This is a genomic window from Pseudoalteromonas sp. APC 3893, from assembly GCF_030408095.1.
Lineage (GTDB): Bacteria > Pseudomonadota > Gammaproteobacteria > Enterobacterales > Alteromonadaceae > Pseudoalteromonas.
Genome location: NZ_JASDCD010000027.1, coordinates 1 through 16,994, shown reverse-complemented (window position 1 = coordinate 16,994; position 16,994 = coordinate 1). Strand labels below are relative to the sequence as shown.

The following is a 16,994-nucleotide window of genomic DNA, read 5'->3' as shown; positions in this document are numbered from 1 at the left end:
ACAGGGATAATCATAACCTATCAGTTTTACAGTGAACACAAAAACTGATAATACACTTTTATTTGTGCAAAATGATTTTTAAGTGATTTATTCACAAAGAGGTTATGAGGCGCTGCGCTGAAGAGGTATAACAAAAAGGATCTAGGGAAGTGACTAGGCGCTAGGATTATCACGTAGCTCGAAACCCGTGGCTTTTTTTTCTTCTCGGTGTAGCGCAGCCTCGGTGAGCTCGGTGGTAAATTTGGTTTTAAAACAATCACAGCTAAAGCTCGTTCCTACGTGGAATATTAAGCTGTGGTCCGAACCCCGTAGCTTTTTGTCTTCTCATTTACCCTCATTGTCTTCTCTTTGTGCAAAAAATAATTAAGTGATTTATTCACAAAGAGGTACTAGGTTCTAGGGAAGTGACTAGGCGCTAGGATTATCACGTAGCTCGAACCCATAGCTTTTCTTCTCTGTGTATAAACATACTTTTTCACTCTACTGGGGTTAAGTTTAGTTTGCTCCAACCCAATTGAAGGTCTACAATTAATAACATTATAAGTATGTAATTGTAGACCTAATGAATAAAACAGAAAGATTATTAGCAACACTAGCTAGCTCTGTTAAAGCAGGTGGCGGTATTCATACCAGTGCTGAATTGGCTTTTATGATGGCTGAAAAACTCACGCCTGCGTTCACTAAGTTTCTGACTGATAATGTTAATAAAGGGCTATTAAGAAGGGTCTGCAATGGTATTTTTGAAAGCACGCTCACGCCACCCGATTCAACCACCGCTATTTATAAAATAGTTAAAAAGCTACGTGGCGATGTTTTAAATTACATAAGCCTAGAAAGCCAGCTCAGTTACACGGGCGATATTTCACAAATATTATTGGATAGGCTAACAGTAATAACGAAAGGCCGTAGTGGTACATTTTCAACTCCGTATGGTGTTATTGAGCTGACCCATACAAAAAAACCAATTGATAAATTTGCGAAAAACCTATATTTCGATAAAAGCATCAAGATGTACCGAGCAAATACGCTGCAAGCGATTGCAGATCTAAAAGCCTGTAATCGCAACGTACACATGCTGGAGAACTAAATGTTAACAGAATATATACGCCAAATTATAGCTGCAAATCCAGAGTACGCTGGCGTCACGCCTGTGATTGAAAAAGAAATTCTTCATCACGACATTATGGCTGCAATGGTAAAACAAGGTGTTATGCCTTCGCTTACTTTTATTGGTGGCACCTCACTTCGTTTGTGCCATAACAGTTCTAGATTATCTGAGGATTTAGATTTTAATGGTGGGCATGACTTCAAGCCGTGCGACTTCAATGGCTTAGAAGTTGAAATCCAAAAATACATACAAAATAAATATGAGGTGCAGGTATGGGTAAATAAACCAGCTGAAGATAATCAAGCTAATACTTCATCTTGGAAAATAAGTATCAAAAAAGAAAGTAATCGTCCTGATCTTCCCCGCCAAAAAATGCATATAGATGTTTGCGCTATCCCGTCATTTGATATCGAAAAAAGGCCATTAATAAATCACTATAATATTGTCGCGCCAACAGAAGGTTTGCTGATCCCTGTACAATCATTAACGGAAACGCTTGCAGACAAGTTTATTGCATTAGCCTACCGTGCTAGGCGCATTAAACCGCGCGATGTATGGGATATAGTATGGATAAAACAAAGAGGTGTTGCGGTATCTAAGCAACTGATCAATAAAAAGCTTGCGGCTAGGGGTAAAACCAACGAAGACTTTATTGAGGCACTGACTATTCAATTAGACAAGCTACAGCATGACGATGAAGTTCGTAAAGACTTCAATATTGAAATGAGCCGTTTCATTCCAAATCAAATCAAAGAAAGAACAATCGATAACCCTGATTATTGGCCATATGTACAGTCAGAAATCAAAAATATGTCATTCCCTTTGCTTAACAATGATATTAAAAAAAATGAGTTTGATATGGGGAGCTAACTTCAAGTTTACAAAAAAGCACTTAATGGGTAATGTTTTGTAGACCAGCATCCACAACCTGTCGCTCGAAGCTTTTTGTCTTCTCATTTACCCTCATTGTCTTCTCTTTGTGCAAAAAATAATTAAGTGATTTATTCACAAAGAGGTTAAGAGACGCTGCGCTGAAGAGGTATAACAAAAAGGTACTAGGTTCTAGAGAAGTGACTAGGCGCTAGGTATGCGCGTTGCTCGAAGCCCGTCGCCCGAAGCCATGGTTTCCATTCTCAGTGTAAAAATATATTTTTGAGGGAACAGGCTTTAGCCGTGATGCTGTTTTAGGTTATGTGTTAAAAGCCATTCAGCGCTAAAGCGCTCTCCTACAAAATAAAAGCGCTAGATTCTAGGATTATCACGTAGCTCGAAACCCGTAGCTTTTTGCCTTCTCATTGCTCTTTTTTTCGTAACCAAAACAAACTACCCGGCACGGAGATCCAAGCTTGTTTGCCAAGTGAATTTAGGTATATACCCACTTCTTCTTTACTGCCTGGACTGTAAAAATGAAACTCCTCAGATTTTAGTTTTTCTTGCCCGGTGAGTATTTTTATAAAATGCTTATTAAGCTGTTTAAGCTGCTTTTTGTATTGCTTAGCTTTGCTAGAGTCACCATGTTTATGAAACTCACTCAAGGCGCGGCTTGCTGTGGCATGGAGCTCTTCGCTGTCGAAGTCGGCTAAAAACGCATCCAGCTTTGGCCACTGGCCTTTAATAATGTAGCAATTCATTAGCCAGTGGCGATTAGCTTGATTATCCATAGGGTTTAGTTGCCAAAGCGCTTCAAATTCGTCAATAGCGTATTGTATGTTACCTTGTAATGCGTTGATTTGTGCACGATGCGCTCGTAACATCATATAAGGGCGTGTTTCGTGGATCAGCCAAAAGTGGCCTTGGTTCTGTGCTATGTATTGCTCTGTAATAATACCTTCAAACAGTTCCAGTAACGCTGCTATCGGTTCAAATGCGCTTGGAGTAAAATCGCTAAGGATTGCTTCCATTAATTGATCAATTACTTCGTCGTCGAGCACTTTACCAGCAAAGTCATCGTTGTGGTGTTCACCTGCAAACTCTTCCGCAAATTGTTCGTTAAACGCGGCTTCGTCTTCATCTGTCCAGCTGGGGTCTTCAATAAAACGAACGCTATAAAGCACACCGGCTACAAAATAGCTGTAGTTCTTTTTATAGGCTTGCGCTAGGCCTTGGTTGTCAGCAAATTTATTAACTGCAGCTTGTTCAGAGCTAAATGCACTCAGTACTTCATTTAAACTCATTAGCAGGTCTTTTTGGTGTTTGTTTAGGCTGCGTTTATCGATAAATTTAAGTGCCTGTAATGCCCCTTTACAGTAATTAGGCAGTGGCATATTAGCTTTGAGTGAATCGCGGTAGTCGGTTTTCGATAAGCTGCATTTAGTGGGCATTTTAAGGTCTTCGGTCATCACTTTATGCATGCTGTTATTGTAATTTTCCATCAGGCTTTCGAGGTACTTTAGCTCAGCATCTGTTGTAAAATTAATGTCACCTAATAGGTCTGACTGCCATTGGCTCGGCATTATTATGTCGGGCAGTAAGCCTAACCCTAAAAAATAACCTTGGATAAAATAGTAATCAGGCTTTTCCTCACTTAATGCGCTTAATTTAATGACATTATTGCGAATTTTGGCGGGTGACATAACTTGGCTCTTTCTTTGTAAATTTGTTCTAGTGTACCTATTGGCTTAAAGGTTATAACTCGAAATTTTTAATCAAAACCCAGAGTACTTACTCTGGGCTTTATCTCTTTAATTAAAGCGTGATCACTCTTGCGCTTCGCACTCAGTCCACTCATTAAACAAACTCGATTTATTTGCTGTGCGCCATGTTTCATAAACAAAGGTGATTTCAGGGATTTCTTTAATGTTAAAAGAAAAATGAAATCCTTCAGACGCTTCTTCATTGCGAATACAAGGTACAATCGGCAGTATTGTTTTAAATTCAACTGATCCGCCTTTTGCTATCACTTGCTTATCTTTTAAGTTTTCAAAACGCGGTGTTAAGCTTTCTAAATCGCCATTGATATGACGTACCTGTAAGTTTTCAATGGTGTAATCTGCATCGACTGCTGTTATTGACCATCTAATAAAGCCTTCTTCAAGGAAAGGCTTACCACTGGCACTAAAGTCATTCGCAAATGGTGGAATATTTTCATAAGGTAGTGGGCGCCATAAGCTTTCGTCTTCATCATTTAAGCTGCGTAAACGTACGCCTTTAGCCTCGGCAATCGGATCTACTTTTACTACAAAGTCATACTGTGGCGCATCATCAATTAAATCGGTTGCTGAATATCGGAATGTGTATGTACCGGGTTTGGTAAATACTTGACCTCGGGTATTTTCACATGCGCCATCGCTTGGGTAGCTAGTAAATTCACCACCTTGTGGAGTGCTGATAAGTTCTTCATGGGTGAATACTTCATCACCATCCGCATCAACGGTTACTGGGCGATGTAATAACGACATACAAGGTAGAATTTGATAGTAATCTTCGCCTGGGTTTAAGCGTCCCCAGCTACGCGCCCAAACAACGGAGCGGATCTCTGGAGCGGTATTGGTAAATTTAGCTAAACCACTGTCTTGCGAGTAACTCTTGGCGAATAAGCCTCGGTCATCTTCTACAATTAACTGCGCGGTATAAGAACCTGGTACATCAGTTATAACTTTTGCACGGCGATACTCCTGACTCTCTGGCTCGATCACCGCTTCAATTGTGGCATGACTGCCATCGGGTTTATCTGTTAGCTGCCAATGAAAGGTAATTGGGTCATCATTAGGATCACTACTTGATGCGTCAAATACTAACGCATCACCAACCAATACTGATTTTGATTGTGCGCTAACACCACCTGTTGAAGGCTGACCATTAACGTTTCCTACTTTTGCTTCCATCGTGGCATCAAGTGAAATTTGATTTTCACCATCAGACACAACCATACGTACAAGATAAGTGCCAGCAATATCTAAGGTTTGAATTTTTTTACCCATTGGCTTCCATGAGCCAATATCAACAAGCTCAGCAGCACTGCCTTGTGGTTTATCTACAAGCGTGGCTTCTATAATTTGTAGTGCTTCGCCTTCTGGATCATAACCGGTAAAGTTAAACTCTGCACGTAAGCCAACTTCTTGTTCGCCAATACTATAAGATGGAAAGTAGCCCGTTGCTGATAGTTCACCGATGGGGGCTTCATTTTTTGTTGCTTCTGGGTTTTTCTCTACTGTGATGGTGACTTCTTTTTCTTCACTTTTTCGTGTGCCATCAAATACAAATAGCATCAATTTATAGCTTGCGACGACTTCTGGCGTAAAACTAACCGTGGCTGTTGTGGCTCCTTTAAGTGCTGGTAAAGGCACATTATCCGGGGTTGTCGGCTTATAATTTAACCACTGCCAGCGATATTGTAATTGCTCGCCCTCTGGATCTGTGCTGGCTGAAGCGTCTAATACGGCTTCTTCACCTAAGGTAATCGTAATATCATCAGCTTTAGCGACTGGCGGCGCATTACCAGAGGAAACACTTACCACTACATCAGCAGGCTCACTAGCAATGCCATCATGAGTGACAACCAATTGCAGTTTATAATCCCCAGCTACATCAACAAACAAAGTACTCTGACTTTGATCTGTATTATTCAAATAGCCTGCGCTATCTAATGGTTTTTCTATAAGCGTCCATTGATATTCTAGTGTCCCAGTTTTGCCTGATGGCGCAACACTTAAACTACCATCTAGCCCTATACTATCTGTGCCTAAGCTAACACTATAGATTGGCTCAGTAATCGCAACAGGGTAAGGGCTGGTTGCCGTTAATGTTAAACGCGCAGCTTCACTATTGTTAGTTCCATCGTTGACAATCAAGCTGATAACGTACTCGCCTGGTAAATCGGCAGTAAACTCTGTTGCTGTGCTATCGTCGCTGCTGATATCCGCGTTACTTGTAGCTGGCCTTTCAATAAGTTCCCATTTATACGTTAAGCTAGTGCTTTGCTCGTGTTTACTGGCATCGGCATTAAGTTGAACTTGCACTGCACCATCTTCTAGCGAAAAGGTTGAATCAATAGGTGTTTGCAAATCAATAACCGCTGTAGGTTTCTGTTGGGTTACTTGTTGTTCTTGCGTATTACTATCACTACCGCCACCACAGGCGGTCAGAGTAAGCGAAAGCCCAACAATGGCAATTGCGCCAAAAATGTTTTTCATTGTTTTCTCCTGTCTGATAAAGGTTATCAGTTAAAATTGTAAGGTTAAGCTCAGCCGTGCTGTTCTTCCTGGTGCAGGCACTAAGCCTAAGCTCAAAGCATCGAGATAATAACGATCGGTGATATTGTCGATGGTGAAATCGATTGTTGTGTTATCGTTAAACTTGTAGCTAGCATAGATATCTAAGAGGTTATAGCTGTGCCAAAGCACGGGTTCGTTAAACCCTGTTGGGGCGTTATAGCGAGGGATTGAATTACGTTCCCCCATAAATGTTGCTCTGAGCCCTGCTTCTAATCGCTGCTCAAATAAACGAACTCCTACATGAGCACTGGCATGCCAATTAGGAGGGATCATGTTGTTTATATAACTTTCTGGAAGGCCCCAATCATTACAGTAATAGCGTACATAACTACCCACATTACACACTTCTATGTGGGTATAGTGAGTACCGCTTAATTCAGCTAGCCAATATTGGGTGTTGTAACTAAAGTTTAACTCCCAGCCATTTAGATCTAGGCTGTCAATATTGCGCATTCTAAAAAAATCAAGGCCGCCTTGTTTTTGTTCCCATGCATTGGGTTGAGTGCGGGTTAAATAATCATCTACATGATTTTGAAAATAGGCGAGTTTAAAGCCTATTTTGTAGTTATCTTTGAGTAACGAGTCATTTAAGTAATTTAAACCAAGTTCTTGGTTAGTAGCATGCTCTGGCTCTAAAGGAATATCTAAAACAGGGCTAACTGACCACCCTGATGTACTTTCGAATAAGCTCGGCATGCGAAGTGCTTCACTATGACGAATATAAAATTGTAACCCTTTAAATGCGTGCCATTTAAGCGCGACCAGTGGCGCTGTCCCGGAGTGGCTATTTTCATATTGCACTGCTAAACAGCCATCAGAGCCATTAGGTATACAAGCAGGATCATTGGTAGTTAAAGAAAGTGGGTTATTATCTTTAGATGAAAAATGAGTAAAGCGCAGACCCGCTTGTAATGTCCATTTTTTAGTAAGTTGCCAATCAATTGCGCTAAAAGCACTAAACTCTTTGCGCCACCCACTTCGCGAGCCAACATAAAACCCCTCAGTTTCAGGGGTATCGGTGTCCATGTCTTCATATTGGGCGGCCAAACCATAATTAAGTGCTAATTCACCCAAAGAATAAAACATCATGGTATTACTAATATCTGCACCAAATCGTTGATAATCATCACTACGAGCAACATTATTGGCAATATCAACCGAGCCAACTCCAGGGGTATTTAAACGAGTTAGCGCATCGGTGTGCCAAAAGTTCGCTTTAAAGTCTGCCCAGTCATATTTAATTGGCTGCCAGCGATAACGTAAGGTATACGTTTGGTTTGTCACTTCGCTATCAAGCCATTGTCTTGCCTGTCCAAATGAGCGAATTTGTGATGGCATCATTTCACCGTAAGCACTGTTGTAACGAATGTAGCTCATTTCAAGGCTTTGATCGTCGGGTAACAGTATGCTGCTTTTTAGTAACCATGACTCGCTAGAAAAGTTCGTATTGGGTATGCGCTCGTTGGCACGAAACCGCGATGCACCTTCCGTCGAGACAGCGGTTTCTGTGTACCAAGCGAGCTTATCTGGTTCACCATAGATTATCTGTGGCGTTGGACCATTACTCCCTGCATAATAATTACCTTGCTCTCTTTTGGCATAAGCTGCAATGAGGTCTCCCCAGGTAAAATGCTTTGCCGCAGCAAAACTACCTGCATAGCTTCCACCAAACTCAAATAAACTAGGCCTGTCCATGCCTTCTTGCGGTGCAAAGCTTGCTGGCATTATAAATTGATCAGTGCAATAACTTGAAAACCGACACTCTGAGCGATACGCGTTGCGAGGTAAATAGTATCCGGCATAAGTACCGGGCTTGGGAGAATTAGAACTATTGCCTATAGCGCTTGCTCTGACACGAAAACCCGTTAACTCACCTTCTTTAATGATATCTTCAGCGGTTAATGTACTTACACTCACCAAGCCACCTGTAGCACCTGTGCCATCAGCACTCATTACCGGGCCTTTACTGATCTTTAACGAGCCGATTAAATCTGGGTCGATATAGCTACGACTCGAAACGCCCGAATACCCTCTATAGACGGTGGTTTCTTGACGACTCCCATCTATCACTACCGGTACTCGTCCTTGGCCTTGCATGCCACGAATATTAACATCAAGCCCGCCTGAGTTACGGTTTTCGCTGATCAATACACCCGGCGTGCCCTGAAAAATATCGCCAACACTGGTTCCTCTAAAGCGTTCAATATCTTGCTGAGTGATTGAATTTACAGATGCGGCTTCGGTATATGTTTGATCTTTTATATCAACACGGCTGCTTTGCACATTAATGGCACTGAGTGTGATTAAACCTTGCTGGTTTTTTTGTTGCACAAGCCAAGCACTATTACTTATAGGTAAGGCTTGTAAATCTGTGTTTTTTAATAACTGCTGTAAGGCTGTTGCTGCTGTGTATTCCCCGATTATTGCTGCAACGGAGTAATCACGAACGGAGTGTTCTTCAAATGACAAGGTAACACCAGCTTGACGAGAAAATAACGTGAGTACATCCCCTAATTTACCCGCAGGTAGGTCAAGTTTGATCATTCGTAGCTGAGAAGCTGTTGCAGCTTGTTCGGCTAAACTTAAACTAGGTGTAGCGATTAGCAAACAAGTAACAATGGTGGCTAAATTTAGCGCTGCACGGGGCATGAATAATTTCCTATTTCTTTAATGCATACTTTAATGCCGTATAAAAATAGAAACCCCGTAAGTTTAAATGATAATTATTTTATATTTTTTAATTATGGACTGATTTGTGCCCACCAGCGGGTCATATAATTCACATTTGCACGAGCAGAACGCGCCACGGTAGTTAAAATAAGATTGGTGTCATTCAGTTGAAAAACACCAGACACTAAATAATCATCTAAGCTTTGTGCACTTTTTATAAAACCACGGTGATATCGTGATAGCTCAGCTATAAAATGTTTAATAGGCATGTTGCGCACTAAAAGTAGCCCTTCAGTCCAGCTACTGTAATCAAATATATGATTATCTAACGATTGGATAGAGGTAGCGGTAACCTTATAAAGCCCTCCTGCATGCATTATCCGATTATTTTCTAAATTATTGCGGTTATTAACCCGAATACTACCTTGCATTACTTTAACGAGAGCATGATCCGCTTCATGGCGCACAAAAAATTGCTTGCTGTCACTTATTAACGTTCCGTGTGCTAATTTAACCTGTAATCGGCCAGATTCACCTGAGCTTGTATACTGCATCTCTCCTTGAGTTAGATGAATTTGTTGATGATTATCATTAAAGTCTAATTCAACTGTACTGTTATTGTTTAACCAAAGTTGGCTATTATCAGCTAAGGTAAATAACTCTCGTTGATGTGTTGTTGCAAAGTCAGCGTTGAGGTACTGCCATGCGCCTTGCTTATCTGCCAACCAACTAACACTCGCTAATGCAAAGGTGGTACCCGCAATCCTTTTTAATGCTTGGCGGCGACTCATACTTTGAATGTCATGATCCGTTCTATTTAACGTGGCGTGCACAATGCCCGTGTTTTGTTCACCAACTTGTGTGAAAGTCGACTCCATCATTTCTAGTCGCTGCCATGCTAACTCATGCATAGGATCTGCTTTTCGCCAATGCTGATAGTCGTCTAGCTCTTTAGGTTGAACATTACCTGACTCTAAACAAATGCGCCACGCAATGGCTTGCTTTACTATATGATCTGGAATAGGTATTTTTTTCTCTTGGTACATGGGATTAATATCCATCCTTATTCTAAATCAGAATAAGTGAGGGTATAACACTCAAACATCGCTTTGGCGATATACTTTTCAATAGATGACAAGCTTACACCAAGCTGACTGGCAACTTCCTTATAGCTCAACCCATCCAACCTAACCATTAGAAATGCTTTTTTCTCAATTGATCTTAAACTACTAAGCAAGCTATCGATTTGTTCTAACAACTTCAATAATTGAAACTGTTCTTCAGGGGAAAAATAAGCTGTTTCAGGCATGCTTTCTAAATACGCTACATAGTTTTCTTCTAATATTTTACGTCGTATATCATCAGTTACTAGGTTTCCTGCTACTTTTGTAAGCCAAGCTCGCGGGCTGCGTATTTCGTGATACACCGCGGGCTTATTTAGTAAACGTATAAAAGTATCTTGAGCAATATCTTGTGCGTTATCTCTGTTATAGGTGCGTCGAGCAATCCAGCGAACAAGCCATTCATGATGTTCCTGGTATAGTCTATTAAAACCTACTGAGTTAGCTGTTTGGCTAGTCAAAACTTAAATATTCCTGTAGCATCTTTTCGGCGAGTATAAATGATTTTAATTATCATTCAATACAATTTCAATATTCCTTTCAATTTAATTATAAAAAATTAAATATTCTTTACTGGTTTTTGATTTTCGTTCGTCATTAGTTATAGGGCCAGTAGCTACTAACTGGTGCTACAACAGTTAGTGAAATGATGATTTTAAAATTAGGAAACAAGATGTTTAGAAGAGCCTCATTGCTTGTGTGCGTATTTTTTGGCGGAGTTTTGCCCTTATTTTTAACCGTACACGCTGAGCAACCCACTTCTCCTGCAGGTACAATCGACAATCAATCTACCCAAGATGTTAAAGCCCTCCCCATTACCGATGAGCTTACAGCAACGCCGCAAGCTGATAAAACAACACCGCCTCAAGTTGACGAAGCAACTTTTGATACTCATGATTTATCTGTTATGGGCATGTATAAAGCTGCGGATGTGGTTGTAAAAAGTGTCATGATAGGCCTACTTTTGGCCTCTTTAGTTTGCTGGGCTATATGCATTTTCAAATCGATGCAATTAAAAATAGCCAAACGAGATGCAAAAAAATTACTTGCGCATTTAATTCATAGTGAAAGTTTTGCTCAGGCTAATCAAGACTTGCTTAAACAAAAAAGTGATGCACTACAACTGCTAAAAGCTACCGAGCATGAACTAAAACTAACCGCCAAAGGACCTGCTACGGATGAAGCACTCAAAGAGCGAATAGTCGCACGGCTAGAGCGGGTTCAAGCTTCACTCAGTACACATATGAATCAAGGTACTGGGCTACTCGCTACCATTGGCTCAGTCGCGCCATTTATCGGGTTGTTTGGTACTGTTTGGGGCATCATGAACAGCTTTATTGGTATCGCAAAAACGCAAACAACAAACCTTGCTGTGGTAGCCCCTGGCATCGCAGAGGCTTTATTAGCGACAGCGCTGGGTTTAGTCGCAGCTATTCCTGCTGTTGTTATGTACAACCATTTCTCTCGTACTATTGCGAGTTATAAAGCTCAATTAGCAGATATTCTTACCGCGATTATGATCTTAGTCAGCCGCGATTTAGATAGAGCACATCCGCAAGCAAAACCATTAGCTGACCTACTTAATAAAAAGGCAGTTGATATAACTGCAAAAGAGTCTTAATCATGGGGTTTAGTTCTAAACACAACCAAAGTGATGAGTTACAAGAACAGCATGAAATTAACGTAACTCCATTTATTGATGTCATGCTGGTATTACTAATTATCTTTATGGTGGCTGCGCCACTTGCCACTGTGAGTGTACCGGTAAAACTTCCTGCTGTTGCAGCCCCTGCAACACCTAAAAGTGACAACCCGACTTATCTAACGTTACAAAAAGATTTAACATTAGTGCTTGGCGACAGTAATACAATTAGCCTACAAAACCTAGCACAAGAACTAAAAAGCCATGGCATTGAAACCGAGCAAAAGATTTTGATCCGTGCCGATAGTAAAGTTGAATATGGGCAATTTATAGCACTAATGAATAACTTAACAAAAGCAGGTTACAATCAAGTAGCTTTAGTTGGTTTAGAACATAAAACGGATGTAACGCCGTGAGCATGTTAGCAGGAAGTGATATTCAACCTCGCGCTTTGGTAACCTGGCAAGCTTTAGTGGCTATTATTGCTGCAATTATTTTACATGGTGCCATTGCGAGTTATTTTTTATTGCCAGCGAAAAAAAACAACAGCATACCTATTCAAGCATCACCGCAGGTTTTTGAGATCAACATTATTGCTGCTCCTAAAGCAGAGCCAACGGCCCTTTCTGATGGACCAAAACAACAAGAGTCAGCCCCTGCGAAGCAACAAACAACCGAGCCCGAAACCCAATTATCTGAGCCTAAAGTAAAACCCATAGTAGAGAGTAAATCTGACTTTACCATTGCTGATAAAAAGCCAGAACCGAAAAAAAGTAAATCTGAAGAACAACCAATTAAGAAAAAAACAGAAGCTAAACCGCTAGCTGAGCCAGCCCCTCAGGACACAGCCATAGAAGGAAATAGTGAACAACTAATAGAAAAAACCAGTGCGCCTGCTGCATTACCTGTTAGACAAGCCGAGGTTGCATCCGGGCCAACCAAAGGCAAGCTGAGCGAACAAGAAAGCACAGCAAGGCAGCTATGGCAAAGCATCCTGCAAGTTCATTTAGAGAAAAGAAAACGTTACCCGAGAATGGCTAAACTAAAGCGCCAGCAAGGTGTTCCATGGGTGACCTTTACAATGGATAGAGAAGGTAACGTAATTGATGTGTCACTTTTTAAAGCAAGCGGTATCGCTGCATTAGATAAAGAAGTGATTGATTTAGTAAAACGCGCAGAACCATTACCAATACCACCAACGGAAGTTAAAGGTAACCCCTTAACTATGGCAGTTCCTGTGGCATTTTTTATTCAGTAATAATCTTTAATAAACGCTGCTTTTATCGAATATTCACAAAGAGATTATGAGGCGCTGCGCTGAAGAGGTTTAACGAAAAGGTACTAGGATCTAGGGAAGTGACTAGGGACTAGGATTATCACGTAGCCCGTCGCTCGAAACCCGTGGCTTTGTCTTCTCTTTGCGCAAATATATCTTTTAGTGATTTATTCACAAAGAGGCTAAGAGGCGCTGCGCTGAAGAGGAAATGATGAAAAGGTGGTAAGTGCTAAGATTGTTCCGCAACTCGTCGTCCAACGTACGAAGCCATAACTTTTCCTCTCTGTGTAGCGCAGCGCCTCTGTGCCCTCGGTGTTAAAACTGGTTTAAAGCAATCACAGCTAAAGCTCATTCCTACGATAGTAAAAGGTACTGGGTGCTAGGTTTATTGCCCAAGCACGTTACTCGCAGCCCGCAGCTTTTGTCTTCTCATTCACTGCTCTTTGTGCTAATAGGGTTAATTTATCATTTTGTTACCCGCTCACCAGTTTTTTAATGCATCACTTTGATGAATAAAATAGGCTAAAATAAATTTTCGTAAATAAGCAAGTACCCTCAACGACCACTTATGTTGGAATTAGTGATCCGTTTATTTTTCAGCCCGTATTAAATTGTGAAGGGTATGGAAGAGGTCACTAAAGTGGCACACAGTATTAGTCACCTTCACCATAGTATTTTATTAGCTCAGAATAAGCGCATCACTAAGCCCGATGCGCTTTCTTTTAAGTAGTAAAAAACACTTTAAATATTAAGTAGTTGTTCAGTTAAACTTAGTTAGTATATAAACTTACTCCTGTTGATACCCCTAACGACATTTTTGTTGTTTAAGCAGTTTTACCAGCTCACTCTTGAGCTGGTTTTTTTTGCCTGTTTTTTGCCTAGTTCCACGCTGATAGTCATGTTAAAGTTCCACTACTAATTGAATACAGCACTGTATTTAATGTTGAATAAAATCTAATTACTAGGCAGCACTATGCGTCAAAATTTTTTACTGGTTACACTCTTTTTTGTTCTGTTTGGAACAATGCACGCGCAGGCACAAGAGTCACGCCCAGCGCCCACTGAACAACAGCAAGAGCAAGCATTAGCACAAGTACAAAAGCCGATGTATCAACCGTTGATGGAGCGTTATATTCTCGATGAGCTAAAAGCGGTTCGTCAAGATCAGCAAAAACTGCGTGAAGATGTCACAAAGCAAGTGACCCATGCCCAATTAGATACCGCAGATAGAGCATTAACCTACACTACAGATACAATAAATAACGTGTTTTTTATCATCACAGCCACAGCATCGATTTTAGTATTAGTTGGTTGGAACTCATTGCGTGATGTAAAAAATAAGGTTGAAGACATTGTTAATACCCGCGTCAGCGTGATCACCAACGAATATGAAGCGCGTTTAAACACTTTTGAAGAGAAACTGCGGGAACGATCTGAGGAGATCCTAAAAAACCAAGAGAAGATCTCGGTCACTAATGAAGTTCATTCATTATGGATGCGGGCAAATTTAGAAAGTGATGTATCAAATAAAATTGAGATTTTTGATGAAATATTAAACCGCAAACCAGAAGATGTAGAGGCAATTGCTTATAAAGCCGACGCTTTACTTGAGTTGAATGAAACAGAACAAGCAATTGAGCTGTGTAACCAAGCTTTAGATATCGATAGTGACTATGGCTATGCTTATTGGCAGCGTGCTTGTGCATATGCATTAACACATGAACATGCTGATGCGCTTGCTGATATTAAAATGGCGCTCGAATACTCACCAAACCTGCGCAATGAACTGTTACACGAAAGTGCATTTGCCAGCTTACACGACAACACCAGCTTTAATATTATCTTAGCTGGTGAAAGTTAACGTTCTAAAAAACTGTCTATAGCTTGGGTGAGCTGTTCGTCGAGCAGCTCTTCAAATTCATCTTTGTTGGTGTTGAAGTGAGCTAGGTAAGCATACGCATGTTGCTCTGACAGTATTTTTGAATTAATGCTGTATTGGCGCTCTGCCTTTGACTTATCAAATCGAGGGGTGAAGTGGTAGTACGCAAAGCTCGGTGCGCTAAGCTGTTGATTTGCATATTCGCAAAATGCTTCTATCATCTGCACACCATTAGGACCAAGGCAACCAGGCTCTACACGATAAAGTAAATAAAGTTTTTTATCGTCACTTAGCTGCATTTCTTCACCTCTTTATCTTATCTAAAAAACAGCACTTTGGTTATTTTGCCATTTTCGATTTCATAGCTCGACACAAATTCAGCTCGTTTATCTACGACCCTTTTATCTGTTGAACAGGTTTCTGATAGCTCATGATCAATCACGATATTGCCATAGACAATACGTTTAATAGGGGACGATTTAATACATTTTAGCTTTTTAAACATGATGCCGTAACGAGCGATAAGCTTTTCTTTGCCTTTGAACAACAACTCATTAGGAAAAGCATAAAACTCAACATTTTCATCATACATCTTAACGAATGCTTCAATATTACGGGCATTATACGCTTTAATTAATTGCTCAATGACTGCCAGTGACTCACGGGATTGTTTAGCTTTAGCTTGCTGTTTTAACGTTAATGCTTGTTTGGCTTGCGCTACCGCTTGATCAGCTTGTGCTACAGCTTGCGCTTTCTCTTGTTGTGTTTTTGGTAGCTCTGCTGGTTTTGCTGCTTCGTTACCTAATACTTTACTAGTATCTACAACTTCAATCATATTGTCTTTATCAGGATCAACAACAATAGGCTGTGTAGGCTCGATATCAGTGGGCTCTGATTGCTCAGCTTTTTCAGGCGTTAAGGTGATCACCGCCACGCTATCTTGCAACGCAGCTGATGTCGTTTGAGTTTGCTTACTTTGCTGTTTCTTTTCAGCTTCTTTGTTCTGCCCAGCCTCGGCCGAAACTAGCTGCCAAGATAAAAGTAAACTAACTGCAAAAAGTAACGATTTCATACTGTTTCCGAGTAATTTAAGAACCGCTAAAATAACAAAAAATACGCTTAGGGGATAGTTTTATCCCCCGATTAACGTATTTACCAATATTGTTCTACCGTTATTTGTCCAGGATCTCTACGCCGGTTACGGCTGTAACCTTTATCAATTAAAATAGCACTGGTGTCTTTGACCATTTCAGGGTTACCACAAATCATAAATTGCGCTGTGTCTGGTGTTGGCACTAACTGGCAATGGTTAAATAAGGTTTCATTAGCAATATGCTCTGTTATTCGTCCGTGCAACCCTTGTATAGGCTGCTCACGGCTCACAACACTTACATACTGTAATTGTGGGTACTGTTGTTGTAATCGCGTAATTTTTGTTTGGTAACTGAGGTCCGCATTTAACCGTACGCCATGTACTAACACAACCTTTTCAAACTGCTGCCATACATCGCCTTGCTCAAGTATGGATAAATAGGGGCCAATTGCAGTCCCCGTGCTCAGCATCCACAGTTGCTTACTGGCAGGTATTTCATCAAGTGTAAAAAAGCCACTGGCACGACGCTCTATCATCACCGTATCGCCAGGTTTAAGCTTGGCTAATTGTTGTGATAATAAACCATCTGCCACGTTAATAAGATAAAACTCTAAATCGAGAGAGCTTGGTGCGTTTACATACGAGTAAGCACGGGCAATACGCTTGTCATCCATCATCACCGACAACTTAGTAAACTGCCCAGCTTTAAATGGCTCCACATCAGCATTTACAATTAAACTAAATAGGCTATCTGTCCACCAAACACTATCTTTAACCTTTGCTTCAACCCAGTTCGACACAACCATTCTCCTTTAGTTATTGCTTTATATAACAGTGGCAAAGGTAATGAGAGGTGTCAATGTTTGCGGTCAGCGGTCAGCGGTCAGCGGTCAGCGGTCAGCGGTCAGCGGTCAGCGGTCAGCGGTCAGCGGTCAGCGGTCAGCGGTCAGCGGTCAGCGGTCAGCGGTCAGCGGTCAGCGGTCAGCGGTCAG

Annotated in this window: 14 protein-coding genes and 1 pseudogene; 7 read left to right on the top strand and 8 right to left on the bottom strand. The window is 41.0% G+C overall.

Going from position 1 to position 16,994, the window contains the following annotated elements:
• Nucleotides 1–562: 562 nt before the first annotated feature.
• Complete coding sequence (locus QMA12_RS19570) at nucleotides 563–1,087, top strand: hypothetical protein (protein WP_290211097.1); 525 nt, start codon at nucleotides 563–565, stop codon at nucleotides 1,085–1,087.
• On the top strand, nucleotides 1,088–1,978 hold the full coding sequence (locus tag QMA12_RS19565) for a nucleotidyl transferase AbiEii/AbiGii toxin family protein (protein ID WP_290211096.1): 891 nt from the start codon (nucleotides 1,088–1,090) through the stop codon (nucleotides 1,976–1,978).
• A gap of 422 nt (nucleotides 1,979–2,400) precedes the next feature.
• On the opposite strand, the gene QMA12_RS19560 is transcribed toward QMA12_RS19565, so the two are convergent.
• The 5 genes from QMA12_RS19560 to QMA12_RS19540 form a co-directional block, all read right to left on the bottom strand.
• Nucleotides 2,401–3,681, bottom strand: coding sequence for a UPF0149 family protein (locus tag QMA12_RS19560; protein ID WP_290211095.1), 1,281 nt, complete (start codon nucleotides 3,679–3,681; stop codon nucleotides 2,401–2,403).
• Between the two features lie 123 nt (nucleotides 3,682–3,804).
• Nucleotides 3,805–6,240 carry a hypothetical protein gene (locus QMA12_RS19555; RefSeq protein WP_290211094.1) on the bottom strand — a complete coding sequence of 812 codons (2,436 nt, stop codon included), beginning with the start codon at nucleotides 6,238–6,240 and terminating at the stop codon, nucleotides 3,805–3,807.
• Nucleotides 6,241–6,270: 30 nt separating this feature from the next.
• Nucleotides 6,271–8,970: a TonB-dependent receptor gene (locus tag QMA12_RS19550; protein ID WP_290211093.1), complete on the bottom strand. Its 2,700-nt coding sequence runs from the start codon at nucleotides 8,968–8,970 to the stop codon at nucleotides 6,271–6,273.
• Between the two features lie 92 nt (nucleotides 8,971–9,062).
• Nucleotides 9,063–10,052, bottom strand: a complete 990-nt coding sequence (locus tag QMA12_RS19545) for a FecR domain-containing protein (RefSeq protein WP_290211092.1) — start codon at nucleotides 10,050–10,052, stop codon at nucleotides 9,063–9,065.
• 2 nt (nucleotides 10,053–10,054) lie between these two features.
• A complete protein-coding gene (locus QMA12_RS19540) occupies nucleotides 10,055–10,573 on the bottom strand; it encodes a sigma-70 family RNA polymerase sigma factor (protein WP_290211091.1) in 519 nt (172 codons plus the stop codon).
• A gap of 212 nt (nucleotides 10,574–10,785) precedes the next feature.
• Here QMA12_RS19540 and exbB point away from each other — a divergent pair, with 212 nt between their 5' ends.
• The 4 genes from exbB (at nucleotide 10,786) to QMA12_RS19520 (ending at nucleotide 14,891) form a co-directional block, all read left to right on the top strand.
• On the top strand, nucleotides 10,786–11,733 hold the full coding sequence (gene exbB, locus QMA12_RS19535) for a tonB-system energizer ExbB (protein ID WP_290211090.1): 948 nt from the start codon (nucleotides 10,786–10,788) through the stop codon (nucleotides 11,731–11,733).
• A gap of 2 nt (nucleotides 11,734–11,735) precedes the next feature.
• Complete coding sequence (locus QMA12_RS19530; RefSeq protein ID WP_290211089.1) at nucleotides 11,736–12,170, top strand: biopolymer transporter ExbD; 435 nt, start codon at nucleotides 11,736–11,738, stop codon at nucleotides 12,168–12,170.
• Between the two features lie 2 nt (nucleotides 12,171–12,172).
• Nucleotides 12,173–13,012 (top strand): energy transducer TonB, encoded by an 840-nt coding sequence (locus QMA12_RS19525; protein WP_290211114.1) that lies wholly within the window; start codon nucleotides 12,173–12,175, stop codon nucleotides 13,010–13,012.
• Nucleotides 13,013–14,054: 1,042 nt separating this feature from the next.
• On the top strand, nucleotides 14,055–14,891 hold the full coding sequence (locus QMA12_RS19520; RefSeq protein WP_290211113.1) for a tetratricopeptide repeat protein: 837 nt from the start codon (nucleotides 14,055–14,057) through the stop codon (nucleotides 14,889–14,891).
• Here the strand turns inward: QMA12_RS19520 and QMA12_RS19515 are convergent.
• From QMA12_RS19515 to QMA12_RS19505, 3 genes are all read right to left on the bottom strand, one after another.
• Nucleotides 14,888–15,208, bottom strand: coding sequence for a hypothetical protein (locus QMA12_RS19515; RefSeq protein WP_290211088.1), 321 nt, complete (start codon nucleotides 15,206–15,208; stop codon nucleotides 14,888–14,890). The genes QMA12_RS19520 and QMA12_RS19515 overlap by 4 nt on opposite strands.
• Nucleotides 15,209–15,225: 17 nt before the next feature.
• Nucleotides 15,226–15,981 carry a nuclear transport factor 2 family protein gene (locus tag QMA12_RS19510; protein WP_290211087.1) on the bottom strand — a complete coding sequence of 252 codons (756 nt, stop codon included), beginning with the start codon at nucleotides 15,979–15,981 and terminating at the stop codon, nucleotides 15,226–15,228.
• A gap of 80 nt (nucleotides 15,982–16,061) precedes the next feature.
• Nucleotides 16,062–16,802 carry a ferredoxin--NADP reductase gene (locus QMA12_RS19505; protein WP_290211086.1) on the bottom strand — a complete coding sequence of 247 codons (741 nt, stop codon included), beginning with the start codon at nucleotides 16,800–16,802 and terminating at the stop codon, nucleotides 16,062–16,064.
• Nucleotides 16,803–16,861: 59 nt separating this feature from the next.
• On the opposite strand from QMA12_RS19505, the pseudogene QMA12_RS22255 reads away from it, so the two are divergent.
• A pseudogene (locus QMA12_RS22255) lies at nucleotides 16,862–16,994 on the top strand (hypothetical protein); the annotation flags it as partial.

What these genes read in the sequence shown, in the direction of transcription:
- QMA12_RS19570 (WP_290211097.1), top strand. Translation starts at nt 563, where the DNA reads ATGAATAAAACAGAAAGATTATTAGCAACACTAGCTAGCTCTGTTAAA.
- QMA12_RS19565 (WP_290211096.1), top strand. Translation starts at nt 1,088, where the DNA reads ATGTTAACAGAATATATACGCCAAATTATAGCTGCAAATCCAGAGTAC.
- QMA12_RS19560 (WP_290211095.1), bottom strand. Translation starts at nt 3,681, where the DNA reads ATGTCACCCGCCAAAATTCGCAATAATGTCATTAAATTAAGCGCATTA.
- QMA12_RS19555 (WP_290211094.1), bottom strand. Translation starts at nt 6,240, where the DNA reads ATGAAAAACATTTTTGGCGCAATTGCCATTGTTGGGCTTTCGCTTACT.
- QMA12_RS19550 (WP_290211093.1), bottom strand. Translation starts at nt 8,970, where the DNA reads ATGCCCCGTGCAGCGCTAAATTTAGCCACCATTGTTACTTGTTTGCTA.
- QMA12_RS19545 (WP_290211092.1), bottom strand. Translation starts at nt 10,052, where the DNA reads ATGGATATTAATCCCATGTACCAAGAGAAAAAAATACCTATTCCAGAT.
- exbB (WP_290211090.1), top strand. Translation starts at nt 10,786, where the DNA reads ATGTTTAGAAGAGCCTCATTGCTTGTGTGCGTATTTTTTGGCGGAGTT.
- QMA12_RS19530 (WP_290211089.1), top strand. Translation starts at nt 11,736, where the DNA reads ATGGGGTTTAGTTCTAAACACAACCAAAGTGATGAGTTACAAGAACAG.
- QMA12_RS19525 (WP_290211114.1), top strand. Translation starts at nt 12,173, where the DNA reads ATGTTAGCAGGAAGTGATATTCAACCTCGCGCTTTGGTAACCTGGCAA.
- QMA12_RS19520 (WP_290211113.1), top strand. Translation starts at nt 14,055, where the DNA reads ATGCACGCGCAGGCACAAGAGTCACGCCCAGCGCCCACTGAACAACAG.
- QMA12_RS19515 (WP_290211088.1), bottom strand. Translation starts at nt 15,208, where the DNA reads ATGCAGCTAAGTGACGATAAAAAACTTTATTTACTTTATCGTGTAGAG.
- QMA12_RS19510 (WP_290211087.1), bottom strand. Translation starts at nt 15,981, where the DNA reads ATGAAATCGTTACTTTTTGCAGTTAGTTTACTTTTATCTTGGCAGCTA.